The 18,537-nt window shown below is 65.2% G+C and carries 20 protein-coding genes and 1 pseudogene; 2 read left to right on the top strand and 19 right to left on the bottom strand.

Annotated elements, in window-relative coordinates; genetic code table 11:
- Window positions 1–5: 5 nt before the first annotated feature.
- Window positions 6–584 (bottom strand): DUF1415 domain-containing protein, encoded by a 579-nt coding sequence (locus V5B60_RS16490; RefSeq protein ID WP_332348295.1) that lies wholly within the window; start codon window positions 582–584, stop codon window positions 6–8.
- Window positions 585–745: 161 nt separating this feature from the next.
- On the opposite strand from V5B60_RS16490, the gene V5B60_RS16485 reads away from it, so the two are divergent.
- Both V5B60_RS16485 and V5B60_RS16480 read left to right on the top strand, forming a co-directional pair.
- Window positions 746–1,879: an NAD(P)/FAD-dependent oxidoreductase gene (locus tag V5B60_RS16485; RefSeq protein ID WP_332348294.1), complete on the top strand. Its 1,134-nt coding sequence runs from the start codon at window positions 746–748 to the stop codon at window positions 1,877–1,879.
- A 3-nt stretch (window positions 1,880–1,882) separates the two neighbouring features.
- Window positions 1,883–2,377 carry a putative toxin-antitoxin system toxin component, PIN family gene (locus V5B60_RS16480; RefSeq protein ID WP_332348292.1) on the top strand — a complete coding sequence of 165 codons (495 nt, stop codon included), beginning with the start codon at window positions 1,883–1,885 and terminating at the stop codon, window positions 2,375–2,377.
- Here the strand turns inward: V5B60_RS16480 and V5B60_RS16475 are convergent.
- The 18 genes and pseudogenes from V5B60_RS16475 to V5B60_RS16390 all read right to left on the bottom strand — a co-directional run bounded on the left by V5B60_RS16475 (window position 2,374) and on the right by V5B60_RS16390 (window position 18,255).
- A complete protein-coding gene (locus tag V5B60_RS16475; protein WP_332348290.1) occupies window positions 2,374–3,423 on the bottom strand; it encodes a M14 family metallopeptidase in 1,050 nt (349 codons plus the stop codon). The genes V5B60_RS16480 and V5B60_RS16475 overlap by 4 nt on opposite strands.
- A gap of 12 nt (window positions 3,424–3,435) precedes the next feature.
- On the bottom strand, window positions 3,436–4,857 hold the full coding sequence (locus tag V5B60_RS16470; protein ID WP_332348288.1) for a glutamate-cysteine ligase family protein: 1,422 nt from the start codon (window positions 4,855–4,857) through the stop codon (window positions 3,436–3,438).
- Between the two features lie 71 nt (window positions 4,858–4,928).
- A complete protein-coding gene (locus V5B60_RS16465; RefSeq protein WP_332348286.1) occupies window positions 4,929–5,699 on the bottom strand; it encodes a metallophosphoesterase in 771 nt (256 codons plus the stop codon).
- 78 nt (window positions 5,700–5,777) lie between these two features.
- A complete protein-coding gene (locus tag V5B60_RS16460; protein WP_332347076.1) occupies window positions 5,778–6,746 on the bottom strand; it encodes an ISKra4 family transposase in 969 nt (322 codons plus the stop codon).
- Window positions 6,700–7,134, bottom strand: a complete 435-nt coding sequence (locus V5B60_RS16455; protein ID WP_332345299.1) for a hypothetical protein — start codon at window positions 7,132–7,134, stop codon at window positions 6,700–6,702. Before V5B60_RS16455 ends, V5B60_RS16460 begins: the two co-directional genes overlap by 47 nt.
- A gap of 97 nt (window positions 7,135–7,231) precedes the next feature.
- Complete coding sequence (locus tag V5B60_RS16450) at window positions 7,232–8,074, bottom strand: sensor histidine kinase (protein ID WP_332348284.1); 843 nt, start codon at window positions 8,072–8,074, stop codon at window positions 7,232–7,234.
- On the bottom strand, window positions 8,010–8,564 hold the full coding sequence (locus tag V5B60_RS16445) for a hypothetical protein (protein WP_332348282.1): 555 nt from the start codon (window positions 8,562–8,564) through the stop codon (window positions 8,010–8,012). Before V5B60_RS16445 ends, V5B60_RS16450 begins: the two co-directional genes overlap by 65 nt.
- Before the next feature lie 5 nt (window positions 8,565–8,569).
- Entirely contained in the window at window positions 8,570–9,079 is a 510-nt protein-coding gene (locus V5B60_RS16440) for a DUF1269 domain-containing protein (protein ID WP_332348280.1), read from the bottom strand.
- 94 nt (window positions 9,080–9,173) lie between these two features.
- On the bottom strand, window positions 9,174–10,265 hold the full coding sequence (locus V5B60_RS16435; RefSeq protein ID WP_332348278.1) for a phospholipase D-like domain-containing protein: 1,092 nt from the start codon (window positions 10,263–10,265) through the stop codon (window positions 9,174–9,176).
- Window positions 10,266–10,614: 349 nt separating this feature from the next.
- Window positions 10,615–10,737 (bottom strand): annotated as a pseudogene (locus V5B60_RS16430) (DNA-binding response regulator); the annotation flags it as partial.
- Window positions 10,738–10,746: 9 nt separating this feature from the next.
- The gene (locus V5B60_RS16425; protein WP_332348276.1) at window positions 10,747–11,511 is read right to left on the bottom strand and encodes a DUF3047 domain-containing protein; all 765 of its coding nucleotides are present in this window, start codon (window positions 11,509–11,511) and stop codon (window positions 10,747–10,749) included.
- A 28-nt stretch (window positions 11,512–11,539) separates the two neighbouring features.
- Window positions 11,540–12,787 carry an HD-GYP domain-containing protein gene (locus tag V5B60_RS16420; protein ID WP_332348274.1) on the bottom strand — a complete coding sequence of 416 codons (1,248 nt, stop codon included), beginning with the start codon at window positions 12,785–12,787 and terminating at the stop codon, window positions 11,540–11,542.
- A 134-nt stretch (window positions 12,788–12,921) separates the two neighbouring features.
- Entirely contained in the window at window positions 12,922–14,028 is a 1,107-nt protein-coding gene (gene phaC / locus V5B60_RS16415) for a class III poly(R)-hydroxyalkanoic acid synthase subunit PhaC (RefSeq protein WP_332348272.1), read from the bottom strand.
- 63 nt (window positions 14,029–14,091) lie between these two features.
- Window positions 14,092–15,171, bottom strand: coding sequence for a poly(R)-hydroxyalkanoic acid synthase subunit PhaE (locus tag V5B60_RS16410; protein ID WP_332348270.1), 1,080 nt, complete (start codon window positions 15,169–15,171; stop codon window positions 14,092–14,094).
- A 143-nt stretch (window positions 15,172–15,314) separates the two neighbouring features.
- A complete protein-coding gene (locus V5B60_RS16405; protein ID WP_332348268.1) occupies window positions 15,315–15,734 on the bottom strand; it encodes a MaoC/PaaZ C-terminal domain-containing protein in 420 nt (139 codons plus the stop codon).
- A 10-nt stretch (window positions 15,735–15,744) separates the two neighbouring features.
- Window positions 15,745–16,185: a MaoC family dehydratase N-terminal domain-containing protein gene (locus V5B60_RS16400; RefSeq protein WP_034934005.1), complete on the bottom strand. Its 441-nt coding sequence runs from the start codon at window positions 16,183–16,185 to the stop codon at window positions 15,745–15,747.
- A 58-nt stretch (window positions 16,186–16,243) separates the two neighbouring features.
- Complete coding sequence (locus V5B60_RS16395) at window positions 16,244–17,425, bottom strand: acetyl-CoA C-acyltransferase (RefSeq protein ID WP_332348265.1); 1,182 nt, start codon at window positions 17,423–17,425, stop codon at window positions 16,244–16,246.
- Between the two features lie 62 nt (window positions 17,426–17,487).
- Window positions 17,488–18,255, bottom strand: a complete 768-nt coding sequence (locus tag V5B60_RS16390) for a 3-hydroxyacyl-CoA dehydrogenase (protein WP_332348263.1) — start codon at window positions 18,253–18,255, stop codon at window positions 17,488–17,490.
- Between the last annotated feature and the right edge of the window lie 282 nt (window positions 18,256–18,537).

The raw sequence follows: 18,537 nt of genomic DNA, 5'->3' as shown, positions 1-18,537 counted from the left end.
CCAGACTACTCCTTGGCCGCTCGTGAAACCCCGGCTGCGAGTGCCTGCCAGCCGTCGGCACCAAGCTGCCGCAGCGTTTGCAGGTTGCGCTCATAGATCATCGCCGCTTCGGGAAAAGCCGTCACCGCCCGGTCAAGACTGGCCTCGCGCAGCAGGTGCAGCGTCGGAAACGGTGAGCGGTTGGTATGGTTGGTGATGTCTTCGGCCGCGCAGTCCGCGAAGACGTAGTCGGGATGGAAGCTGGCCACTTGCAGGACGCCATGCAGGCGATGGGTCTGCAGGACGACATCGACCAGATCGAGGAAGCGCAGGAAGTCGGCGAAGTCGGTCAAGGCCCACGGATGGATCAGCAGCGTCGTGTCGACCTCGTCGGCAGGGATCGCGCAGAGCGCGAGCAATTCCAGCTGCAGGTCGTCGAGCAGCGACTCGTCGTTCGCTGCCGAGCTCACGACGTAGCGGATCTGCCCCTTGGCGTGAACACCCTTGGCAAAGGGACAGAGGTTGAGCCCGATCACGGCGCGCTCGAGCCAATCCCGCGTCCTGGCGATGACCTCGTCGTGGCTCGGTTGGGATTGGCTGTGCATGGCTGGCGATACGACGGGGGACGCTTTGACGGGAAGGGGATGATGATCGCCAGTGTAACCACTGATGCCGGCCGAGGCAAAGCCCTGCACGCCCGGCCAGCACCCCAGGCTTCGATCCCGGCGGCGTATACAATGTGCGCTTTGCGCGTGGAGAAGTCTGGATGGAACGGATTGGCGCAGCGGTCATCGGCGCCGGGGTCACAGGCCTGGCCTGCGCGCGTGAGCTGGCACGGCGAGGAATCGAAACACTGATTCTCGAACGGAACGACAGCTTCGGCCGCGAGACGAGTTCGCGCAACAGCGAGGTCATGCACGCCGGGCTTTACTACCCCAGAGGCTCGCTCAAGGCGACTCTGTGCACCGCTGGCCGGCGCCGGCTGTACGACTTCTGCCGCTCGCATGCCATCGCCCACCGCCGCTGCGGCAAGCTGATCGTCGCGACCAGCAGCGCCGACGAGGGAAGGCTGGCGGCGCTGCTGGAACAGGGCCAAGCCAATGGCGTCGACGACCTGCGCTGGCTCAGCGCCGCCGAGACTCGCGTTCTCGAGCCCGAAGTGGCGTGCACCGCCGCCCTGCTCTCGCCGTCCACCGGCATCATCGACAGCCACGGCCTGATGCTGGCGCTGCTCGGCGATGCCGAGCGCGCCGGGGCGGTGCTTGCCTGCCGCAGTCCACTCCTCGGTGGCGTGATCGAAGCGGGCGCCATCGTTCTCGAATGCGGGGGCAACGACACAGTGCGGCTGCGCTGCCCGCTGGTGATCAACGCCGCCGGTCTCTGGGCTGCCGACGTGGCCGCGTCGCTGGTCGGCTTTCCGCCCGCAGCGTTGCCGGTCATGCACTACGCCAAGGGCAACTACTGCGCCCTCGCGGGCCGCGCGCCGTTTTCGCGACTGGTGTACCCGCTGCCGGAACCTGGCGGGCTGGGGATTCATCTGACCCTCGACCTCGCCGGGCAGGCGCGTTTCGGGCCCGACGTCGAGTGGCTGCCCGACCCGCCGCCCGGAGGTGGACTCGGCGCCTTTGACTACAGCGTCAGCCGCGAACGCGCTGCCGCCTTCGAGAAGGAGGTCCGCCGCTACTGGCCCGGGCTGCCGGCAGGCAGCCTGCAGCCGGCCTACTCCGGGGTACGGCCGAAGCTTGCTGGCCGCGCTGCGCCGGCTGCCGACTTCCTGATCCAGGGGCCACCACAGCATGGCATCCCTGGCCTGGTGAACCTGTTCGGCATCGAGTCCCCCGGCCTCACCGCCTGCCTCGCGATCGCCGAGCACGTCGTCGGCGAACTGCAGCCCGGGTAGGCCATGCGCGCGGTTCTCGACACCAACAGCGTTCTCGACCTCCTGCACTTTCGCGATCCGTTCCTGTGCAGCCTGCAGGCAGCAATCGACAGCCGCCTGCTGCAGTGCTTCACCGACCGCCACTGCCTGGCTGAACTGCAACGGGTGAGCAGCTATCCGCGTTTTCGCCTGACGGCCGTGGCTCAGTCGGCGCTGCTCGACGAGTACCGCCGCTTCGCGCTCGCCTGTGAGGATCCAGGCGAGCAGGAAGAGGATGATCCCCTGCCGACGTGCCGCGACGCCGACGATCAGAAATTCCTGGTCCTCGCCCGGCGCTGTCGCGCGGACCTGCTGCTCACCCGCGACCAGCGCCTGTTGCAGCTGGATCGCCGCTGTAGACGGCGCCTGCCGTTCCGGATCCTGACCACAAGAGCTGCCTGCATCCTGTTGGCCGGTTGCCCGCCGCAAGCGGAAAGCGGCGCTGGCGACGACAGGCGGCCGAACGCACGAGCGCGCTAGGCGCCGCTGCCCAGCATGCGCCCGTGCTGCTGCCGATTGGCAAGTGGCAGGCGATCCATCAGGTAGCACAGGCAGTCCTGACGCACCACCTTCTCGTCGAGGGTCAACATGGCCGGGGTCGCCGCCCTTTGCAGGGTGATGCGACCCTCCTCACAGCTGAAGAACTCGCTGGCCACATCGCAGCCTCTTTCGTCGATGACGCCAATCGGCAGCGGCAGCCGGGTGTGGCCGAAGACGGTTCCGGGCTCGAGCGAACGGAAGTTCATGTGGTCCAGCTGCGGGTCGAAGTCGATGTCGGTGCGCGACGCGCCGAAGCCGAAGCCGAAGGAGACCGCTGCGGGAACGCGAACGGTGGCCAGCGTGTGATAGAGGTCGATATCGTGTTCGTGCACGTCATGCGAGGGAAACTGCGACAGGTGCAGGCACGCTTCGACGAAACGTGCTGCGTGTTCGGCATTGGCCTCGCTGCCCGGCTTGCCACATTCCACCGTCAACGCCGGACAGAGCGGCGAAAACGACGTGGTCTGTGTGCCGGCAAGGCCACGGAACCAGACGACCGTGCGCGAGAACAGCAGGCTCAGATGCAGGACGGCCTGGTCCAGCCGGTTGACGACGCAATAGTGCGGGTTGAGGCCGGTGTTGTTGTGAATGTCGATGCTGGCGAAAACGCCTCGTTCGCGCATCAGCCGATGCACTTCGCCCATGCTGGCGGCTTCGGGCGAGTCGAGATGCGCGTGCCCTCCGGGCCAGACGCGGTTGTAGTCGGGTTGCCCGTCGAGCCTGCGCAGTCCCTTGCGCGCAGCGGCGACATTGCCGATCAGGATCGACAGCGCACGCGGCAACATTCGCCTGCCGTTGCGCTGCAGCAGGCGCTGCAAGGCGACGACGCCGCTGTCTTCGTTACCGTGCAGCAGCACCGAGACGAACAGTGCGGGCTGCCGTCGGCCGGGCAGGTGGATCAGTGTCGGGCCACCGAAGATCTGGTGCAGTTCGCTGGCGGGGGTATCGAGAAAGCGTTCGGGCAGGGTATCGAGGATGGTCAGCATCAAGCTTGCAGCTCAAATCGGCCACTCATGCACCGGCATGAGGTGGCGCTGGTGATCAAGATAGTCGGCGGTCAGCCGGGCAAAGTCGTGGTGCCGCGCGTGGTGGGCCAACTGCCAGGCGGCGCCGTTGCGCCGGCTGCGCAGACGGCCGGCGATCACCTCCATGTAACGCGCGACATCGGCAGTGGACAGATCGAGGCGCTCAAGTCCGGCGCGCGCGAGTGGCAGCAACTGCTGCTCGAGCAGTTCGCCAGCCGACACTCGCTGGCTACCCAACCAGAGCAGCTGCGCATCGAGCCCGTAGCGAGCGGCGCGGTAAAAGTTCTCACGGGCCTGGGCAAAGGAGATCTGCGCTTCGGGGGCCAGCGGCTGCCGCATCAGCATGAGGACCGTGCCGTAGTAGAAGGCCGCGTTGGCAATCATGTCCACGATGCTCGGACCGGCGGGCATCACCCGCTGCTCAATGCGCAGGTGCGGTTGGCCCCTGTCATCGAAGCCGATGAGCATTCGGTTCCAGCGCCAGATCGTGCCGTTGTGCAGGCGCAGGTGCGCGTAGGACTCAACCGGCCCGGCGATCTCGAAAGGCAGCAGGACGGCATAGCTGGCGAGATTCTCGGCGAAACAGGCGGTTGGATCGGCGATCAGGTAGCCGGAGCCAAAGGTCACCCGCATGTGCTGTGGGCACCCCGGGTCGCAGCAGTCCACAGCCTGTTCGAAGAGCGGCACACGCGTCTCGTGCCACAGCGCACGCTCGAAAAGGAAAGGTGAATTGGCAGCCAGTGCGACCAATGGCGCCGCCAGGATCAGCGAGGCATTGTAAGCACGCGCGGCCTCGCCGGCAGGCACCTGCAGATGCACCTGAAAGGAAGTCGTCGCCGCTTCCAGCATGACGTCGCTGTGGATGGTGGACAGCGTGTCGATGCCGGTGATGTTGAGGCTCAACGGGCTCCCGCCACGCAGCCGGAGAATCTGCTCGTTGAGCACCTCGTAACGCCGCGCCGGCGACATGTTGCTGAGTGAAAGGTCCTCTTCACGCAGCGTCGGCAGGGTGCCAATGGCAAGCAGGGCGCTCTCGTCAGCGGCGGCAACGCGCTGACACTGCTCCCAGGTCGCGACAAGCTCGCTCTCCAGTCGTGAAAGTGCGCTCCCATGCAGCGGCTGCGGCGTCCCATTGATTTCGACGTTGAAGCGTGACAGCTCCGGTACGACCAGCGGATTGTCCAGGCGCGCCAGGAACGACACGTTGCGCGGCACCGGCAGGAGGTCCTGGCCAATCAGCCAGGCCTCGAGCTCGAAGCCGGCAACCAGCGCGTCGTTGGCGAATGCGCCACGGAAGTATGCCGTGTGCGCATGCCGCGTTTCTTCGCCCAGACGCCGTCGAAAACGCGCGAAGTCGTCTGCCGTGCAGCCGTTGCCTGCCACTTCCTTTCCCATCGGCCACCTCGCCAGGACAGTTGGTGGTTCAAACCCGGATGCGGGCGGGCCGGATGCCGGCCAACACCCGTCTAGCCGTCGCTATAGCACTGCGTTGGGCTCACCGCCACCGGCAGGTAGTGGCTGCACAGCCGCTGGCCAGGCACCCAGTCGTGCAGCAGACAAGCACCGGGCTCGAGCGTATAGGCCAATGGCCCATCCTGCAGGGCGATCTGGTGCGCCGGCGACGGCGCGACGATCGCCGGCCGGCCAGCAAAAGTGGTGCTGACGAAACGATGGACGTGCCCGCACAGCAGTGCCTCGACCTCATCGTGCCGTGCCAGCCAGGCCGCCAGCGACGCCTCGCCGCGACAGCGAATCCGGTCCATTCCCTCGATGCCGACGCTGAAGGGAGGATGGTGCAGTGCCAGCAGCACAGGCCGACGCCGCGGGCACGCACTTTCCAGCCAGTCGATCTGTGGCGCCGCCACCTCACCCCATTCCTCACCCGGGACGATGCAGTCGAGCAGCAGCAGGGTGCCGCCGTCGAGGTCGATCCGCTGGCAGCACAGCGGCGGCGGCGTCCAGGCCTGCTCGCAGAACGCTGCGCGCAGGTTGTCGCGATCGTCATGGTTGCCAGGCAGCAGTGCGCTGGGAAACGGTAGCGCGGCGATCCGCGAACGGAGCAAGGCGTACTCCTCGCTACGCCCCCCACTCGTCAGATCGCCGCTGAGCAGCAACAGATCAAGTGCCGGCCCCGCGGTCAGACGCTGCAACGCCATATCGAGAGCGCTCAGCGTATCGACCACGCCGTACAGCGGCTGGCTGCTCAAGTGGAGATCGGAGAGCTGGACGATGCGCATCGTCGAAGCTTACCAAAAAATGGGCCGCTCAGCCGTTCAGGTCTTCTGCTTGGGTGCAATCGGAAGTGCGACTGTGGATCAGGCGGCCTGTTGACGTCTGGACTGCCAATAGCGGTCCCACTCCTGGTTGGCACGGCAGACACGCAGCGCCAGCATGTGCTTGGCGTTTTTCAGTTTCCACCAAGCGCCGGCCCGCTTGAGACGGTCCTGGATGACGTAACGGTGTGCGCTTTCGATTTCGCCGGACCCTATTGGCAGCCCGGCCACGAGCGCGTCTTGATAGTTGAACTGCCCCGGGCGATTGGTGAGATAGCGATGCGCCGCGCGCACCGGGGCGTTGGCATCGGGAACGGTGTCGTCCTCGACGAATCGCTGCAGTTCCTCGACGACGTCCTGGAGGCGGTTCTGTTTCAGCCGATCCTTCTGCGTTTCCAGCCAAGCCCTCGCCGCCGTGCCGGCGATCGTGTCCCCTGCGGCCGTCAGGTAGTCACAGACATGGTAGAAATCGACGAGAAAGTGGCCTTGCAGTCCGAATTGCTCACTCACCTGATCCGCAATCCATGCGGCGCCGTCGCTGACCGCATGGACCTTGGTCTTACGCCCCAGTCCGGCCTGAACCGCCGTGCGCAACAGCGTCTCTCCGACCTGGTCGGGCGGGCCCACGGTGGCGCCGAACACCGGGGTGACGGAGCCCGGCGCATGGACCAGACTCAAACGCGCTTCCCTCCAGCCCACCCGGCGGGTCTTGCGGCGGTCCACTTTCGCGCTCTGGTCGTCCGATTCGGCCGTCTCCACGACGGGAATCATGCTCCCATCGATCTCGCCGATCAACTGCTCTACGCCGTCTCGTGCCGGGATTTTTGCCGCCGCTTTCGGGCGCTCGTCGATCGTCGCGGCATGCCGCAAGACGATCGGCCAGCACGTACTGGCGGACACCTCGATACCGTAGTGCTCTTTCAGCTTCTGCGGAATGCGCGCCGCGGGCGCGTCCGCCCCGAAATCAACGATCGCTCGCTGCAGCGGCTCCGAGCAGCCCCGGCAGACCACCTCCGCCGAACGCGTGAATGGCCGGATCTCCGGCCCGCGCGTCCCTTGCCGGAAGACCTGCTCCGCTACTTCGATCTGTCCGTACCGGGTCTGCCAATAGACGTTTTTTTTCCTTCCGCTGCACGCCCGGTTGTTGCGCCACCTCTTCTTCCTTCCGCTGCGCTTGCCGTCGCGCCCAGCCGTGCAACGCTTCGTTGCCCAACTGCCGCAATTCCTCCGTCACCCGCCGCTCCGCCTCCGCCGCCTTCTCAACATCGCCGGCCGCATTCTCGACCACCGCCAGCAACGACTCGATCTTGGCTTGGAGCTCGGGATGATCTCTAAACCGCTCTTCCAAACCCCGACTCGGCTTGAGTCGCCCCTCCATTTCCGACCACCTTTCTGTCATGGGTCTCGCTCCAAGGTGAAGTAACCCATCACTATTTACCCCACCTCCGCCCAATTGTCTAGTGCCGAATGCCACCGCCAACCACCTCGCCCCGGCGTCAGTCGCACTTCCGATTGCACCCCTTCTGCTTCGGGCGCTGGATCGATGGCAGCCGGCAGCTCGACCCGGAATTGGATGCGACCGGCGACATGGTCGACCCCCGCGACACCGCCATTGGTTTCGCCACCGTGCGCACAAAGTACAGCGCGAGGGCGGCGCCGGCGCCCTGCCGCGTCGCGTCGGCACGGCTGAAGCGTTTGAACATCCGCTCGCGCTGCTCTTCACTCGGCGCAACACCGTCATTGTCGACCCAGAAGCGGAGCCTGCCCACGCCCAGCCGCTGCACTCCGATGCCGACTTCGCCGCCGGCCGCAGCGTGCCGCAATGCGTTGTCGAGCAGGTTGATGGCGGTACGCACGACCGCCTCGAAGTCACCGACGACCCACCGGGGCTCGTCCGGAATCTCTCGCCGCCAGCTCAGCACGCTTTGCCGGGCCAGCGCATACATCTCGTCGGTCGCCTGGTGCAGCAGGAAGGCGAGATCAAGAGGCTGCATCTTCCGTGCATTGAGCGCCTCGGCTCGGGCGAGCCAGAGAAAGGCCTGCGCCATGTCGAGCGCGCGCCACAACTGTGTCAGCAGGCGCCCGGCGTCGACACCATCGCCGTTGGCGATCTCGCTGACTGCGTTTGCCAGCGGCGCGCGCAGGTCATGCCCCGGACGACGAGCCGCCGCCGCTCGCGGCTGATGACGCGATGCCCTGGACCCGCTTGCTTGATGCTGTGTGGACGCCGCCGGCTCGATCGTGCTCCTGCGCTCGACACCATCGCAGCTCGCTTCAGTTGTGCCGAAACGCTCGATGCACGTAGAAACGCACCGGCGTAGCCACCAAAAGCGCCTCACCAGACCGGTCGACGACCGCCAATTCGAGCGTATGCTCGACCTCGTCGCGAGCCGCTATCTGCCACTCGTCGGCGGTGACGTCGAACTGCAGTGTCGTTCGCCTGTCTGGCAACACGGTCCCGTCGAGGCGGACTGCGATGGCATCGCCCCGTTCGGGGCGAAGCGGCGGTTCGAGGGCGAGCGCGACGGAAAACTGACCGGTATTCGTATGGATGGTGCCACCATCCTCGGGCTGCGTGATCTGCACGCTGGTGTATGCTGCAGCCTGCGGCGGCGACGCGGGCAACGGCGTCGCCGCCGGCGAATCCATCAGATTCGCCGGCGGCAGCCGCACCTCGCTGGCGTCGGGGCCCGGCATGTCCGAAAACACCGGACCAGCCCGGTCGCGGCTTTCGTAGACCGGCTGTGCGACGGCCTGCGTCACGAGCAGCAAGCCGGCCAGCAGGAAGCGACGCCTGCGCCATGTCCACTGCCTGGACTTCCGCCGCATCGGGCTCAGCCCTCGCCAGCGGCCGGCGTCTGCACCTTGTCCAGGACGGCCTGCAGTTTCGCTTCCTCCTCGTGCGTCAATGAAGTCTTGATGACCTTGCCGCCCGTGCCCTGCAGTTCTTCCAGCACCTTGTCCGGAGTCGCCTTGCGGACGAGCACGAAGAGCACCGAACTGCCGTTGCCGAAGGTTGCTGCCAGATCCTTCATGAAATCGTTGTTGATCCCGACGTCGGTCAGTGCTCCACCGACGGCACCGGCTCCTGCGCCAACCGCCAGGCCGAGCAACGGATTCATGAAGATGAGGCCGATCAACGTTCCCCAGAAGCCGCCGCTGAGAGCGCCGCTCGCCGTCAGGTTGTACATCTGGTGCAGCTTGACCTTGCCCTTCTCATCCTTCACTGCGACGACGGCGTCCTCGAGGTCGATCAGGTAGTCCTGCTGCAACTTGCGCAGCTTGGTGCGGACTTCCTCTGCCCGGAACTGGTCGTCGTAAGCGACTACGATCAGATTGCTCATCAGCTTTCCCTCCTTGTTTCAGTGTGGTCCAAAAACTCGTCTGCAGTCCCCTTCCGGTAGCTGCAAGGTCGCTTTCATCGCCCGTGGGCGATGGCTAAGTCGCATGATGCCTGTGTCCCTCATGCCCGTGCCCGTTGTGCTCGGCGTGCGCGTCCGGTGTACTGTCACCGCTGCGCCGGTGATGCTCGCCACCACCGGCGTGCGGAACTTCCAGGGCGAGCATTTCCGCCACGTCCGGCTCGTCCTCGGCGAGATCCGCGAGCAAGCCCTCGTCCGACAGATCCAGCGGCCGGGAATTGTGCCAGTCCCGGGTGACCACCTCCCCGAGGCGCTTCACCACCGCCTCGTCGTGCACATCGATGGCGAGTTCGCGGCGGCTGTCGAAGCTGCCCGGTGCCAGGTTGATCGAGCCGATGATCGCCCGCTTGCCGTCGGCGAGCATCATCTTCGCATGCAGCTTGAGTCCCTTGAGACGGTGCACCTTGGCACCCAGATCTTCGAGGATGCGCAATCCCTCGACACCTTCGACCAGCTTGCCGGCCTTGAGGAAATGCATCGGCCGCGCCAGCACGTGCAGTTTGACGCCGCGGCGGGTGGCGCGCACCAGCCGTTCGATGATCACCTCGTCCTGATAGCGCTCGTTCTGCAGGAAGAGCGATTCGCTGGCGGCGTCGATGAAACGCGCGATGCGATTGCGACCGTTGATGTTGCACCAGATCAGGTGCGACTCTTCGCCCGGATCGAATCTCTCGCGCGACCAGTCGGCATCGAAGCACTGGACGATCTCATCCACCTCGTGCCGGTGCGACGTGACGACCGCGTAATCGCGTGTCACGGTGAGGTTCTTCGTTTCCCAGTTGAGCGAGTGCACGAAGGCCGTCTCTTCGTCGACGACGAGGGATTTCTCGTGCGTAATGTCAAAGGCGGGATTGCTGTCAGCGACCTCGACGCCGCCCTCCTCAAGCATCTTGCGGCTCGACTTGTTCTCCGCTTCACCACTGCGGCGCGCGGGGTTCAGCATCACCCGCACCCTGACCCCACGCTGCTGCGCCGCGATCACCGCCGCCAGCAGCGAGGGGTCGGAGAAGAGGAACATCTTGATCCGAATCGAGCGCCGAGCCGCGTTGATCGCGTCGACGATCGGTTGGCCCGTATCCTCGGGCAGGACGATGAGCGAACGATGCATCTGAGATGGGCTCCGCAGGCTGTGCGCCACCCGGTTGGCGAGACTTGCTTCCTGTCATCCCGGGAGACGGCAGTTTAGCCGCATGCGGCTCCTTCGCCAAGCGCCGCGACCGTGCGCGACGACCAGGAGCGCCGCGGTTGCCACAGTTGGCGGGGCCACGCGATGCCGTCAGCGCTGCGGGAAGGCTCGCGCAAAGGTGGGTTCGGCGGTCCTCCCGGCGGCTCGATCAGCGAAGTGCCGCCATGCTGTCGGCCGCAGGCTCCGGCATTCGACACCAGAACTTCCCGATACCCGTCGGCCGAGCGCTCTCACGCCAGCGTCAGCTGCGTTTGCGTCAGCCGATTCGACCCAGGGCGAGGTGCAGCCCGTCCACGCCGTCGCGTGCCAGGTCGACGACGAACCCCGCCTCGCTCAGCCCCTGCCCCTGGTAGTCACCGGTCTTGACCTCATCCTCGACGATCAGCATCACCATCGCCCCCACTCAAGGAAACGCGCAGGCTGCGTCCCGCGCGACGAAGTGGAAATCGGCGAAACCGGCGCGTGCAGACTCACCCGTATTGTCCGTATCGCTGGCGATCGCCAGCCCGGTCAGTCGCGCCGGCAGGTCGCCGAAAGCGCGGTGAAGATCGCTGCTCACGTCGCGCCTCTCGGTAACCCAGTGGCCGGCCCTCTCGGCGCCGCTTTCGAGCACCAGGAGCTGGGCACGATCCGTATAGGCGTTGGCCCGCAAGGTGCCAATGGGGTGTTTGTTGTCCCAGACGTAGTTGATCGCCGCGTCGGGAAGCGAGGCACCCCAGAGGCTGCGCGCAATCGCCAGCTTGCTGCGGGTTACCAGGCCGAGCGCTGCCGGAGGGACGCTGAAGCTCAGGTAGACGCGCGCCGCGTAGTCGTCGCCCGCCTTGCTCGCGAGATCGGCAGTGAGCAGTGGTGCGTCGATGCGCCAGCGCCAGCAGAGAACCGGCCTGATCTCGAGATCAACTGCCAGCGGCCGCACGAGCAGCGCCATGCTCCTGAGCGCCGTCGCCTCGACGGCGGCAACGCCATCCCACGAGCGCTGGCGGTATTCGGTCGCCGGGAGGTGGGGGTTCAGGTGCTCGACCGTCCAGCCGGCGGGCAGACCACCGGCGCTGCCATCGAAACGGCCAACCCACAGCGGCGGCGCAGCGAAGGCACTGCCGACGAGCGACAGCACGGCAACGATCGCCGGCAGGCGCCGCTGGCCTGCCGGCGGCGAAACAGGCGGCATGCCGGCATGCTCCGTTGGCGGCCGCTGTTCACCCATCCCCGTCGCTTGCCAGCGGCAGGGTCGCCGCCCGCCAACTGCCGTCGAGATCGTCGCAGGCGACGCCGACCAGATCGCCATCGAGAACGCCCTGGCGAACGAAGTCGTCGAGGAAATCCGGAATCTCTTCGGCCTGCTGCCGGCCTCGATAGGGCCGCTCCTGCGCCAGCGCCTGAAACACGTCGGCAACGGCAACGATCCGCGCCTCCGTCGACAGCCTCCCAGCATCACGCCGGAACGGGTAGCCGTGCCCGTTCAACGCCTCGTGATGGAAGGCCGCCCATTCCGCGACCTGCTCCAGACCGGGGATATGGCGAAGGATCTGGTAGGTTTCGAAGGCGTGCCGCTCCATGACCGAGAACTCCAGTGGCGTCAGGCTACCCGGCTTGTCGACGATTTCGTCCGGCACGCAGAGTTTGCCGACATCGTGCAACAGGCCAGCAACCTCGATTCTTGCCAGCGCATCGTCGTCGAAGCCGACGCGCTCGCCGAGGTGGCGCGCGAGTCGGGCGACGCCGACGGAGTGGGCTGCGGTGAAAGGGCTCTTGGCATCGACGATGCTCGAGATCAACCGCGCAACATGGCCGAACTGCGGAAAATCGATGCTGATGCGCCACTCGCTGAGCGCCAGGTCCGCGAGATAGCGTAGGACATGGCGCGGTGCCAGTGCGATCCAGAAGGCCTCGCGCGCGGCTGCCGCGGCAAAGGCGTGCGTCACAGCCGGCGACAGGACGCTGCCGGCAAGAGCCGTGATCGCCTCGACGATGCCGATCCTGTTGAAGAGCGGGTTGTCGAGACCTCGCCGCAACAGCATGCCGTCCACCCGGTCGGCGAGCTGGATCAGGTTGCTGTCGAGCGCATCCGATTCGCCAAGCCCGACCGGGAGTTCGCACCACGGTGTATGGTGATGGCGCACCGCATTGGCCAGCAGGGACAGGTGGGCAAAGGGGCGCAGCAGGCGGTAGCCGGTCTCGCAATGCGCGTTGCGGTCATGCCAGTCGGTCTGGTGCAGCAGGCGCCGATGAACGGCGGTGGAAGAAACGCCCACATCGTGCAACAGACCGGCACAGACGATGCGGTCGAGACGCTGCTCCGGCAGACCCAGCACGCGCGCCGTCTCGCACGCGATCATCGCCACCCGCTTGCCATGCTGGAAATCATTGACTCCGACCAGGTCGAGCGCGTCGGAGAGCGCCAAGATGGCGCTCCTCAGGTCGAACATCAGTGTCATGGCGGGCATGCCAGTCGTCGGTGGAAACGGAAGACGCCCCGCGCGGCGCCGCGGCTGCAGAAACGCAGCCTGACGTTGCGCGGGGCGTCCGCTTCGCTCATTTCCGCCCCCGCCCCCCGGTCAGAGGAGTCGGCTGGCGGAACTCAGGCGCCGCGCTCGCGCATCCAGCTGGCCACCTTGGGGGCCAGGACCTTCTGCGCCAGACCGCCGGTGTAGATGCCGATGTGGCCGGTATTGATGGCAAACTCGCTATAGTCCTGGCTGCCGACATGCTTGCCGAGGGCCACCGTGCACGGCGGCGGCACGATGTGGTCCTTCTCGGCAAAGATGTTGAGGATTGGCATCGTCAGATTCTTGAGGTCGACCTTGCGGCCACCGACCTCCAGCGTTCCCTTGACGAGCTTGTTGCCTTTCAGGAAGTCGCGAATGAACTCCTTGAAGGTCTGGCCGACGGCGTCGGGACCACCGAACAGCCACTTTTCCATGCGCAGGAAGTTCTGCAGGGCCGGCCGGTCATCCAGGATGTCGATCACGTCCGCGTACTTGCCGTAGTTGAGGATGAACGGCGAAGCCATCATGAACGATTCGTTCAGTACTGAAGCCGGTACGTTGCCATGCACGGCAACCATCTTCTCGACATCGGCGTCGGCACCCATGGTGAACATCAAGCCTTCGTGCGGCTTGTGGTTCGCCTTGTAGGCGTCGAAGTCGATCGGCGAGACAGTCAGCGTCAAGTGGCTGATCTTGTCCGGATTGAGTGACGAATAGGTGGTGGACATCGTCCCCCCCTGGCAGATGCCGAAGAGGGCAATCTTGTCCACACCATGGTGCCTGCGGATGAAGTCCACCGTCTCGTCGAGGTAACCGTTGATGTAATCGTCGACCGTGCGGTATTTGTCCACCTGGCGCGGGTAGCCCCAGTCGTTGAGGTAGACGTCGAGGCCCTCGTTCAGCAGGTTGCGCACGACTGAGCGATCGGGCTGCAGGTCGGCCACCTCGTAGCCGTTGATCAGCGGCGGCACGATCAACAGCGGCGTCTTCATGATCTTCGCCTGATCGACCAGCGGGTGGTAGTGATAGACCTTGATGCCGTCCTGGGCGAAGACGACGTCCTTCGGCGTGCTGCCGATGTCGATGTCGTCGTCAGTCAGGTTGGTGAGATTGTTGATGCCCTTGGCGAGCTTCGCGTTCAAGGCTGCGGTTTCCTCCGCCACGTCGGCGGGGAGAATCTGGATCGGGAAAGAAAACATCGATAGCACCCTCCTAAAGGTCTATTGGCTTGTCAGCCGGCAAATGAGGTTCAGGTTTCCGGCTCATTCGCTCTTGGCACGCGCTGCCGCAGCCTTGCGCGGCGCAGTGACGGCCTTGGTCGCTGCCGCCGTTGCTGCTGGCAACAATGCCTTCTTGAGAGCTCGGACCTCCATCTTGAGTTCGTGGATCACCTGATAGGCCTCATCCAGTTCGCTGCGCGTCGGCATGTCGAGACCACGGAAGATGTCCTCGACGACCGCGCGCTGGGCGAGCTTGAATTGCTGTTGCGACCTCGTGAAGGCGTTCTGCTTGTCGAGGAACTCCTGCGTGTTGAAGGTCACCAGCAATGACTTGTCGGCCGTACGGTACCAGAGCCCCATCACTTGGCGCACCGAACTGATCTTCTCGCCCTTGGCGGCGACCTTGGCAAGTTCCTCGACGGTCGCTTCGACTGCTCTCGACAGCGCTTCGGCGAAAGCGGTGTGGAAGCTCAGACTGTCCTTGCGCAGATCAACGACCGCGTCGACGAGACGCAACAGCTTGGCATTCTTCTCGCGCGACGCGCCAAACAGGGGAATCTCGCCGACGCCGGCGAGCGCGCTGCCCTCTCCTTCCATCGACAGCAGGCGATTGAGTCCGGCTGTGCCGCCAATCATCGCTTCGCCGACGTGACCGGCTGAAGCGGCCTGCATCAGGAAGGACAGCCACGGTCCGAAGGCCTCGGGCAAGTCCTTGTTCAGCGTTCCGCCGAGGGCGCCAAGGTGCGAAGCGAGGCCGGAACTGCGCTCGAGCATGGCCGTCGACTCCTTGGCCCACTGCTCGGCAAAGCCCTTGAGGTCGGGCCGCCAGTCTTTGCCGGCATCCATGTTCGGCGCGACGACCTTCATTGACTTGAAGAAGAAATCCATCACGCGGTTCATCGCCGTCTGGCTGCTGTTCATGCGATCCATCAGCATGCGGGCAGCTTCGTTCGTACCCGTGGTCGCGGCAACCACACCCTTCTTGACGGCCTCGGCAGGACCGCCTTCGGCGCCAGGGAGATTCTGCAGCAGCGAGGCCCAGTCGCCCCACATCCGCTTCTGCATGTCAGCCCAAGCGTTGACGACGCCCTTCAGTTGGTCATTCGGATTCTTGTTTTCCACTCCTGTGATCTCCTTTCAGTGTGCCGGGCACACCTGCCGGCACGGCAGGCGGATGCCCCGCGGTAGACTGAGTGCACTCTACAACCAAACTGCGGCCGTCTGACGACGGCCGCGATCATGCAGATGTCTTGGCCCTGAGGGAATCAGTTCAGGGCCACCACTGCATCTGCCTTGTGCTTCGCCTCACCCTGCTCATTGGCGCAGGTCAACTCGAGACGAACACATTTCTCACCGGCCTGCTCCAGTTTCTCGACCACCTTGCCGGTGCACACGAGGCGCTCACCAACCTGCGTGATGGCCGTGAAACGAACACCGAAGCTGCGAATCGCCGCCTGCGGCACCCATTGCGTCAACAGCCGGCCGAGATAGGCCATGCCGAGCATGCCGTGCGCGAAAACGTCCGGAATCCCCTTCGAGCGCACGTAATCCTGGTCGAGGTGCAGCGGATGGTGGTCACCTGAACCCGTGGCGTAGAGCGCCAGGGTCAGCCGCGACACCGGCTCGGTGGTGAACGACGGAATTGCATCGCCAACGTTCAGCGCATCAAAATTCGGTTTCGTCATCGACGTTCCCCTATGCCCGAATGACCATCACGGAGTGCACGTCGCACACCAACTCGCCCTGACGCAGCACCTTGACATCCTTGACGACGAACTGCAGTGCGCCGTTCTTCTTGTCGTAGATGTCGGTGATGACGCCATCGAAGTCCAGCTTCTCGCCCGAATGGACCGGCTTGTGATAGACGAACGACTGCTCGCCGTGCAGCATCTTGCCGAGGTCGCAGCCCATCGTTTCGAGGTAGTCGAAGGGATGGTCCTTGTCCATGTCCATGCAGAAGAAGAAGGTCGGCGGCACCAGCACGCCGGGCAGTCCCGCCTCTGCAGCGGCCGCTTCATCGAAGTAGATCGGGTTGCTCTCCCCGGTCGCCTTCGCGAACCACTTGAGTTGCCACGCCGTCGGGGTTACCGAGTGTGGCGGCACTTTCATGCCGATATGTTTCTTGTCGATCAACATCGGTTTCACTCCTGGCCCACCCCGCCGCGCGGGGTGGGAGCATGGGTTGGCGACTGGCTCAGAGTACTTCGATGGCGATGGCCGTTGCCTCACCACCACCGGCGCACAGCCCGGCGATGCCGCGCTTCAGCCCGCGCGCCTTGAGCGCGTAAAGCAGCGTCACCAGAATCCGCGAACCGGTGGCGCCGATCGGATGGCCGAGCGCGCACGCGCCGCCATTGACGTTCACCTTGTCGTGCGGCAGGTCGAGGTCACGCATCGAGGCCATCGTCACCGCCGCGAACGCCTCGTTGATTTCCCAGAGATCGACGTCGCTGGTCTGCCAGCCAACCTTCTTCAGCAGATTCTGGAAGGCGAACACCGGTGCGGTGGTGAACCATGCCGGGTCGTGCGCGAAGGTGGCATGACCGACGATCCGCGCCAGCGGCGTGATACCCGCCTTCGTGGCGTCGGACTCCCGCATCAGGACGAAGGCCGCCGCGCCGTCGGAGATCGACGATGAGTTGGCCGGCGTCACCGCACCGTCCTTCTTGAAGGCCGGCTTGAGTTTGCTGATCTTCGACGCGTCGCATTTCATCGGCGTCTCGTCGAGAGCGAACACTTCCTCGCCCTTGCGCGTGGTGATCGTAACCGGAGCGATCTCGGCGGCGAAGACGCCGGCCGTCACCGCTTTCTGCGCCCGCGTCACCGATTCGACGGCAAAGGCATCCATCGCCTCACGCGAAAAACTGTACTTGTCGACACACAGCTCGGCAAAGGCGCCCATCAGCTTGCCCTGCTCATAGGCATCCTCGAGGCCGTCGAGGAACATGTGGTCATGCAGGACGCCGTTGCCCAGCCGGTAACCCGAGCGGGCGGTGGTCAGTACGTGCGGCGCATTGGTCATCGACTCCATGCCACCGGCGACGGCGACGTTGATCGAACCCGCCAACAGCTCGTCATGGGCAATCATGACCGACTTCTGCGCCGAGCTGCACATCTTGGTCAGCGTGGTGCACGGGACGGACTTGGGCAGACCGGCTCCGAGCACGGCTTGCCGTGCCGGTGCCTGCCGCACACCGGCCATCAGGCAGCAGCCCATCAGCGCTTCATCGATATCCTCTCCCTTGACTCCCGCCTGCTCGACGGCAGCCTTGATCGCCACCGCGGCGAGTTGCGGCGCGCTCAGTGCGGCGAACTGACCCTGAAAGGCGCCAACCGGCGTCCGCTTCGCGCCGACAATGACAACAGACTCACTCATGAGACACTCCTTGCAAATGGGCGGGCCACGCCCGCCTGGTTGATCTTCAGTCTGTCCGCGGACTACTTGGCAGCCATGCGAATGGCGCCATCGAGGCGGATGACCTCACCGTTGAGGTAGCCGTTCTCGCAGATGTGGCGGACCAGCGCGGCGTACTCGGCCGGCTTGCCCAAGCGCGACGGGAACGGAACCATCTTGCCGAGAGAATCCTGCGCAGCCTGCGGCAGGCCCTTGAGCATCGGCGTCTCGAAGATGCCGGGGGCGATGGTCACGACGCGGATACCGTGCGCCGCGAGTTCGCGCGCCACCGGCAGCGTCAGGCCAACGACCCCCGCTTTCGATGAGGCATAGGCGGCCTGCCCGATCTGCCCATCGTAGGCGGCCACCGAAGCCGTGTTGACGATCACGCCACGCTCACCCCCTGCGTTCGGCTCGTTGCGCGCCATCGCCTCGGCAGCCAGGCGAATCATGTTGAAGGTGCCAACCAGGTTGATGTTGACCACCCGCGCGAACGTCGCCAGGTCATGCGGACCTTCCCGGCCCAACACCTTCTTCGGTGGAGCCACGCCGGCGCACTGGACCAGTCCGTGTACGCCGCCGAACTCGCTGACGGCGAGGTCGATGGCGGCGCGTGCGCTCGCCTCGTCCGTGACGTCGGTCTTGGCAAAACGCGCACTGGCACCCAGCGCGGCGGCCTGCGCCTCGCCGGCTGCGGCGTCCACGTCGACGATCACCACCTTTCCTCCAGCGCTGATCAGGCCGCTCGCCGTTTCTGCTCCGAGACCCGAACCTGCGCCCGTTACCACAAACACACTGCCATTGATTTGCATGTTAACCCCCAAAAAAATATCGCGACATCACGCGATGCCGCGCTCCTGGCCTGCGCCGACCACCGCTCCGAGGAGTCTCGAAACCGTCGTCGTCACAGGAAATTGCGTGCCTCGTTTGCGTGCCTGATTCGCCTGTCCCGCCATTTGTTGCGTGGCTCGGCGCCGCGGCGACAAGAAGTCGCCTGGACATGCTGCCCCGCAATAGCGATGCCGGGGTCGTCTGCCCCGGAGTTCCCGTCAGCGTTACCCCCGGGCCGACGTTCCTGCCGCCACTACGAGCAA

The sequence above is a fragment of the Accumulibacter sp. genome, from assembly GCF_036625195.1.
Classification (GTDB): Bacteria; Pseudomonadota; Gammaproteobacteria; order Burkholderiales; family Rhodocyclaceae; genus Accumulibacter.
This window is presented reverse-complemented; position numbering and strand designations above follow the sequence as displayed.

What these genes read in the sequence shown, in the direction of transcription:
- V5B60_RS16470 (WP_332348288.1), bottom strand. Translation starts at nt 4,857, where the DNA reads ATGGGAAAGGAAGTGGCAGGCAACGGCTGCACGGCAGACGACTTCGCG.
- V5B60_RS16465 (WP_332348286.1), bottom strand. Translation starts at nt 5,699, where the DNA reads ATGCGCATCGTCCAGCTCTCCGATCTCCACTTGAGCAGCCAGCCGCTG.
- V5B60_RS16475 (WP_332348290.1), bottom strand. Translation starts at nt 3,423, where the DNA reads ATGCTGACCATCCTCGATACCCTGCCCGAACGCTTTCTCGATACCCCC.
- V5B60_RS16490 (WP_332348295.1), bottom strand. Translation starts at nt 584, where the DNA reads ATGCACAGCCAATCCCAACCGAGCCACGACGAGGTCATCGCCAGGACG.
- phaC (WP_332348272.1), bottom strand. Translation starts at nt 14,028, where the DNA reads ATGTTTTCTTTCCCGATCCAGATTCTCCCCGCCGACGTGGCGGAGGAA.
- V5B60_RS16445 (WP_332348282.1), bottom strand. Translation starts at nt 8,564, where the DNA reads ATGCGGCGGAAGTCCAGGCAGTGGACATGGCGCAGGCGTCGCTTCCTG.
- V5B60_RS16400 (WP_034934005.1), bottom strand. Translation starts at nt 16,185, where the DNA reads ATGTTGATCGACAAGAAACATATCGGCATGAAAGTGCCGCCACACTCG.
- V5B60_RS16390 (WP_332348263.1), bottom strand. Translation starts at nt 18,255, where the DNA reads ATGCAAATCAATGGCAGTGTGTTTGTGGTAACGGGCGCAGGTTCGGGT.
- V5B60_RS16435 (WP_332348278.1), bottom strand. Translation starts at nt 10,265, where the DNA reads ATGCATCGTTCGCTCATCGTCCTGCCCGAGGATACGGGCCAACCGATC.
- V5B60_RS16405 (WP_332348268.1), bottom strand. Translation starts at nt 15,734, where the DNA reads ATGACGAAACCGAATTTTGATGCGCTGAACGTTGGCGATGCAATTCCG.
- V5B60_RS16440 (WP_332348280.1), bottom strand. Translation starts at nt 9,079, where the DNA reads ATGAGCAATCTGATCGTAGTCGCTTACGACGACCAGTTCCGGGCAGAG.
- V5B60_RS16395 (WP_332348265.1), bottom strand. Translation starts at nt 17,425, where the DNA reads ATGAGTGAGTCTGTTGTCATTGTCGGCGCGAAGCGGACGCCGGTTGGC.
- V5B60_RS16425 (WP_332348276.1), bottom strand. Translation starts at nt 11,511, where the DNA reads ATGCCGCCTGTTTCGCCGCCGGCAGGCCAGCGGCGCCTGCCGGCGATC.
- V5B60_RS16420 (WP_332348274.1), bottom strand. Translation starts at nt 12,787, where the DNA reads ATGCCCGCCATGACACTGATGTTCGACCTGAGGAGCGCCATCTTGGCG.
- V5B60_RS16485 (WP_332348294.1), top strand. Translation starts at nt 746, where the DNA reads ATGGAACGGATTGGCGCAGCGGTCATCGGCGCCGGGGTCACAGGCCTG.
- V5B60_RS16480 (WP_332348292.1), top strand. Translation starts at nt 1,883, where the DNA reads ATGCGCGCGGTTCTCGACACCAACAGCGTTCTCGACCTCCTGCACTTT.
- V5B60_RS16455 (WP_332345299.1), bottom strand. Translation starts at nt 7,134, where the DNA reads ATGACAGAAAGGTGGTCGGAAATGGAGGGGCGACTCAAGCCGAGTCGG.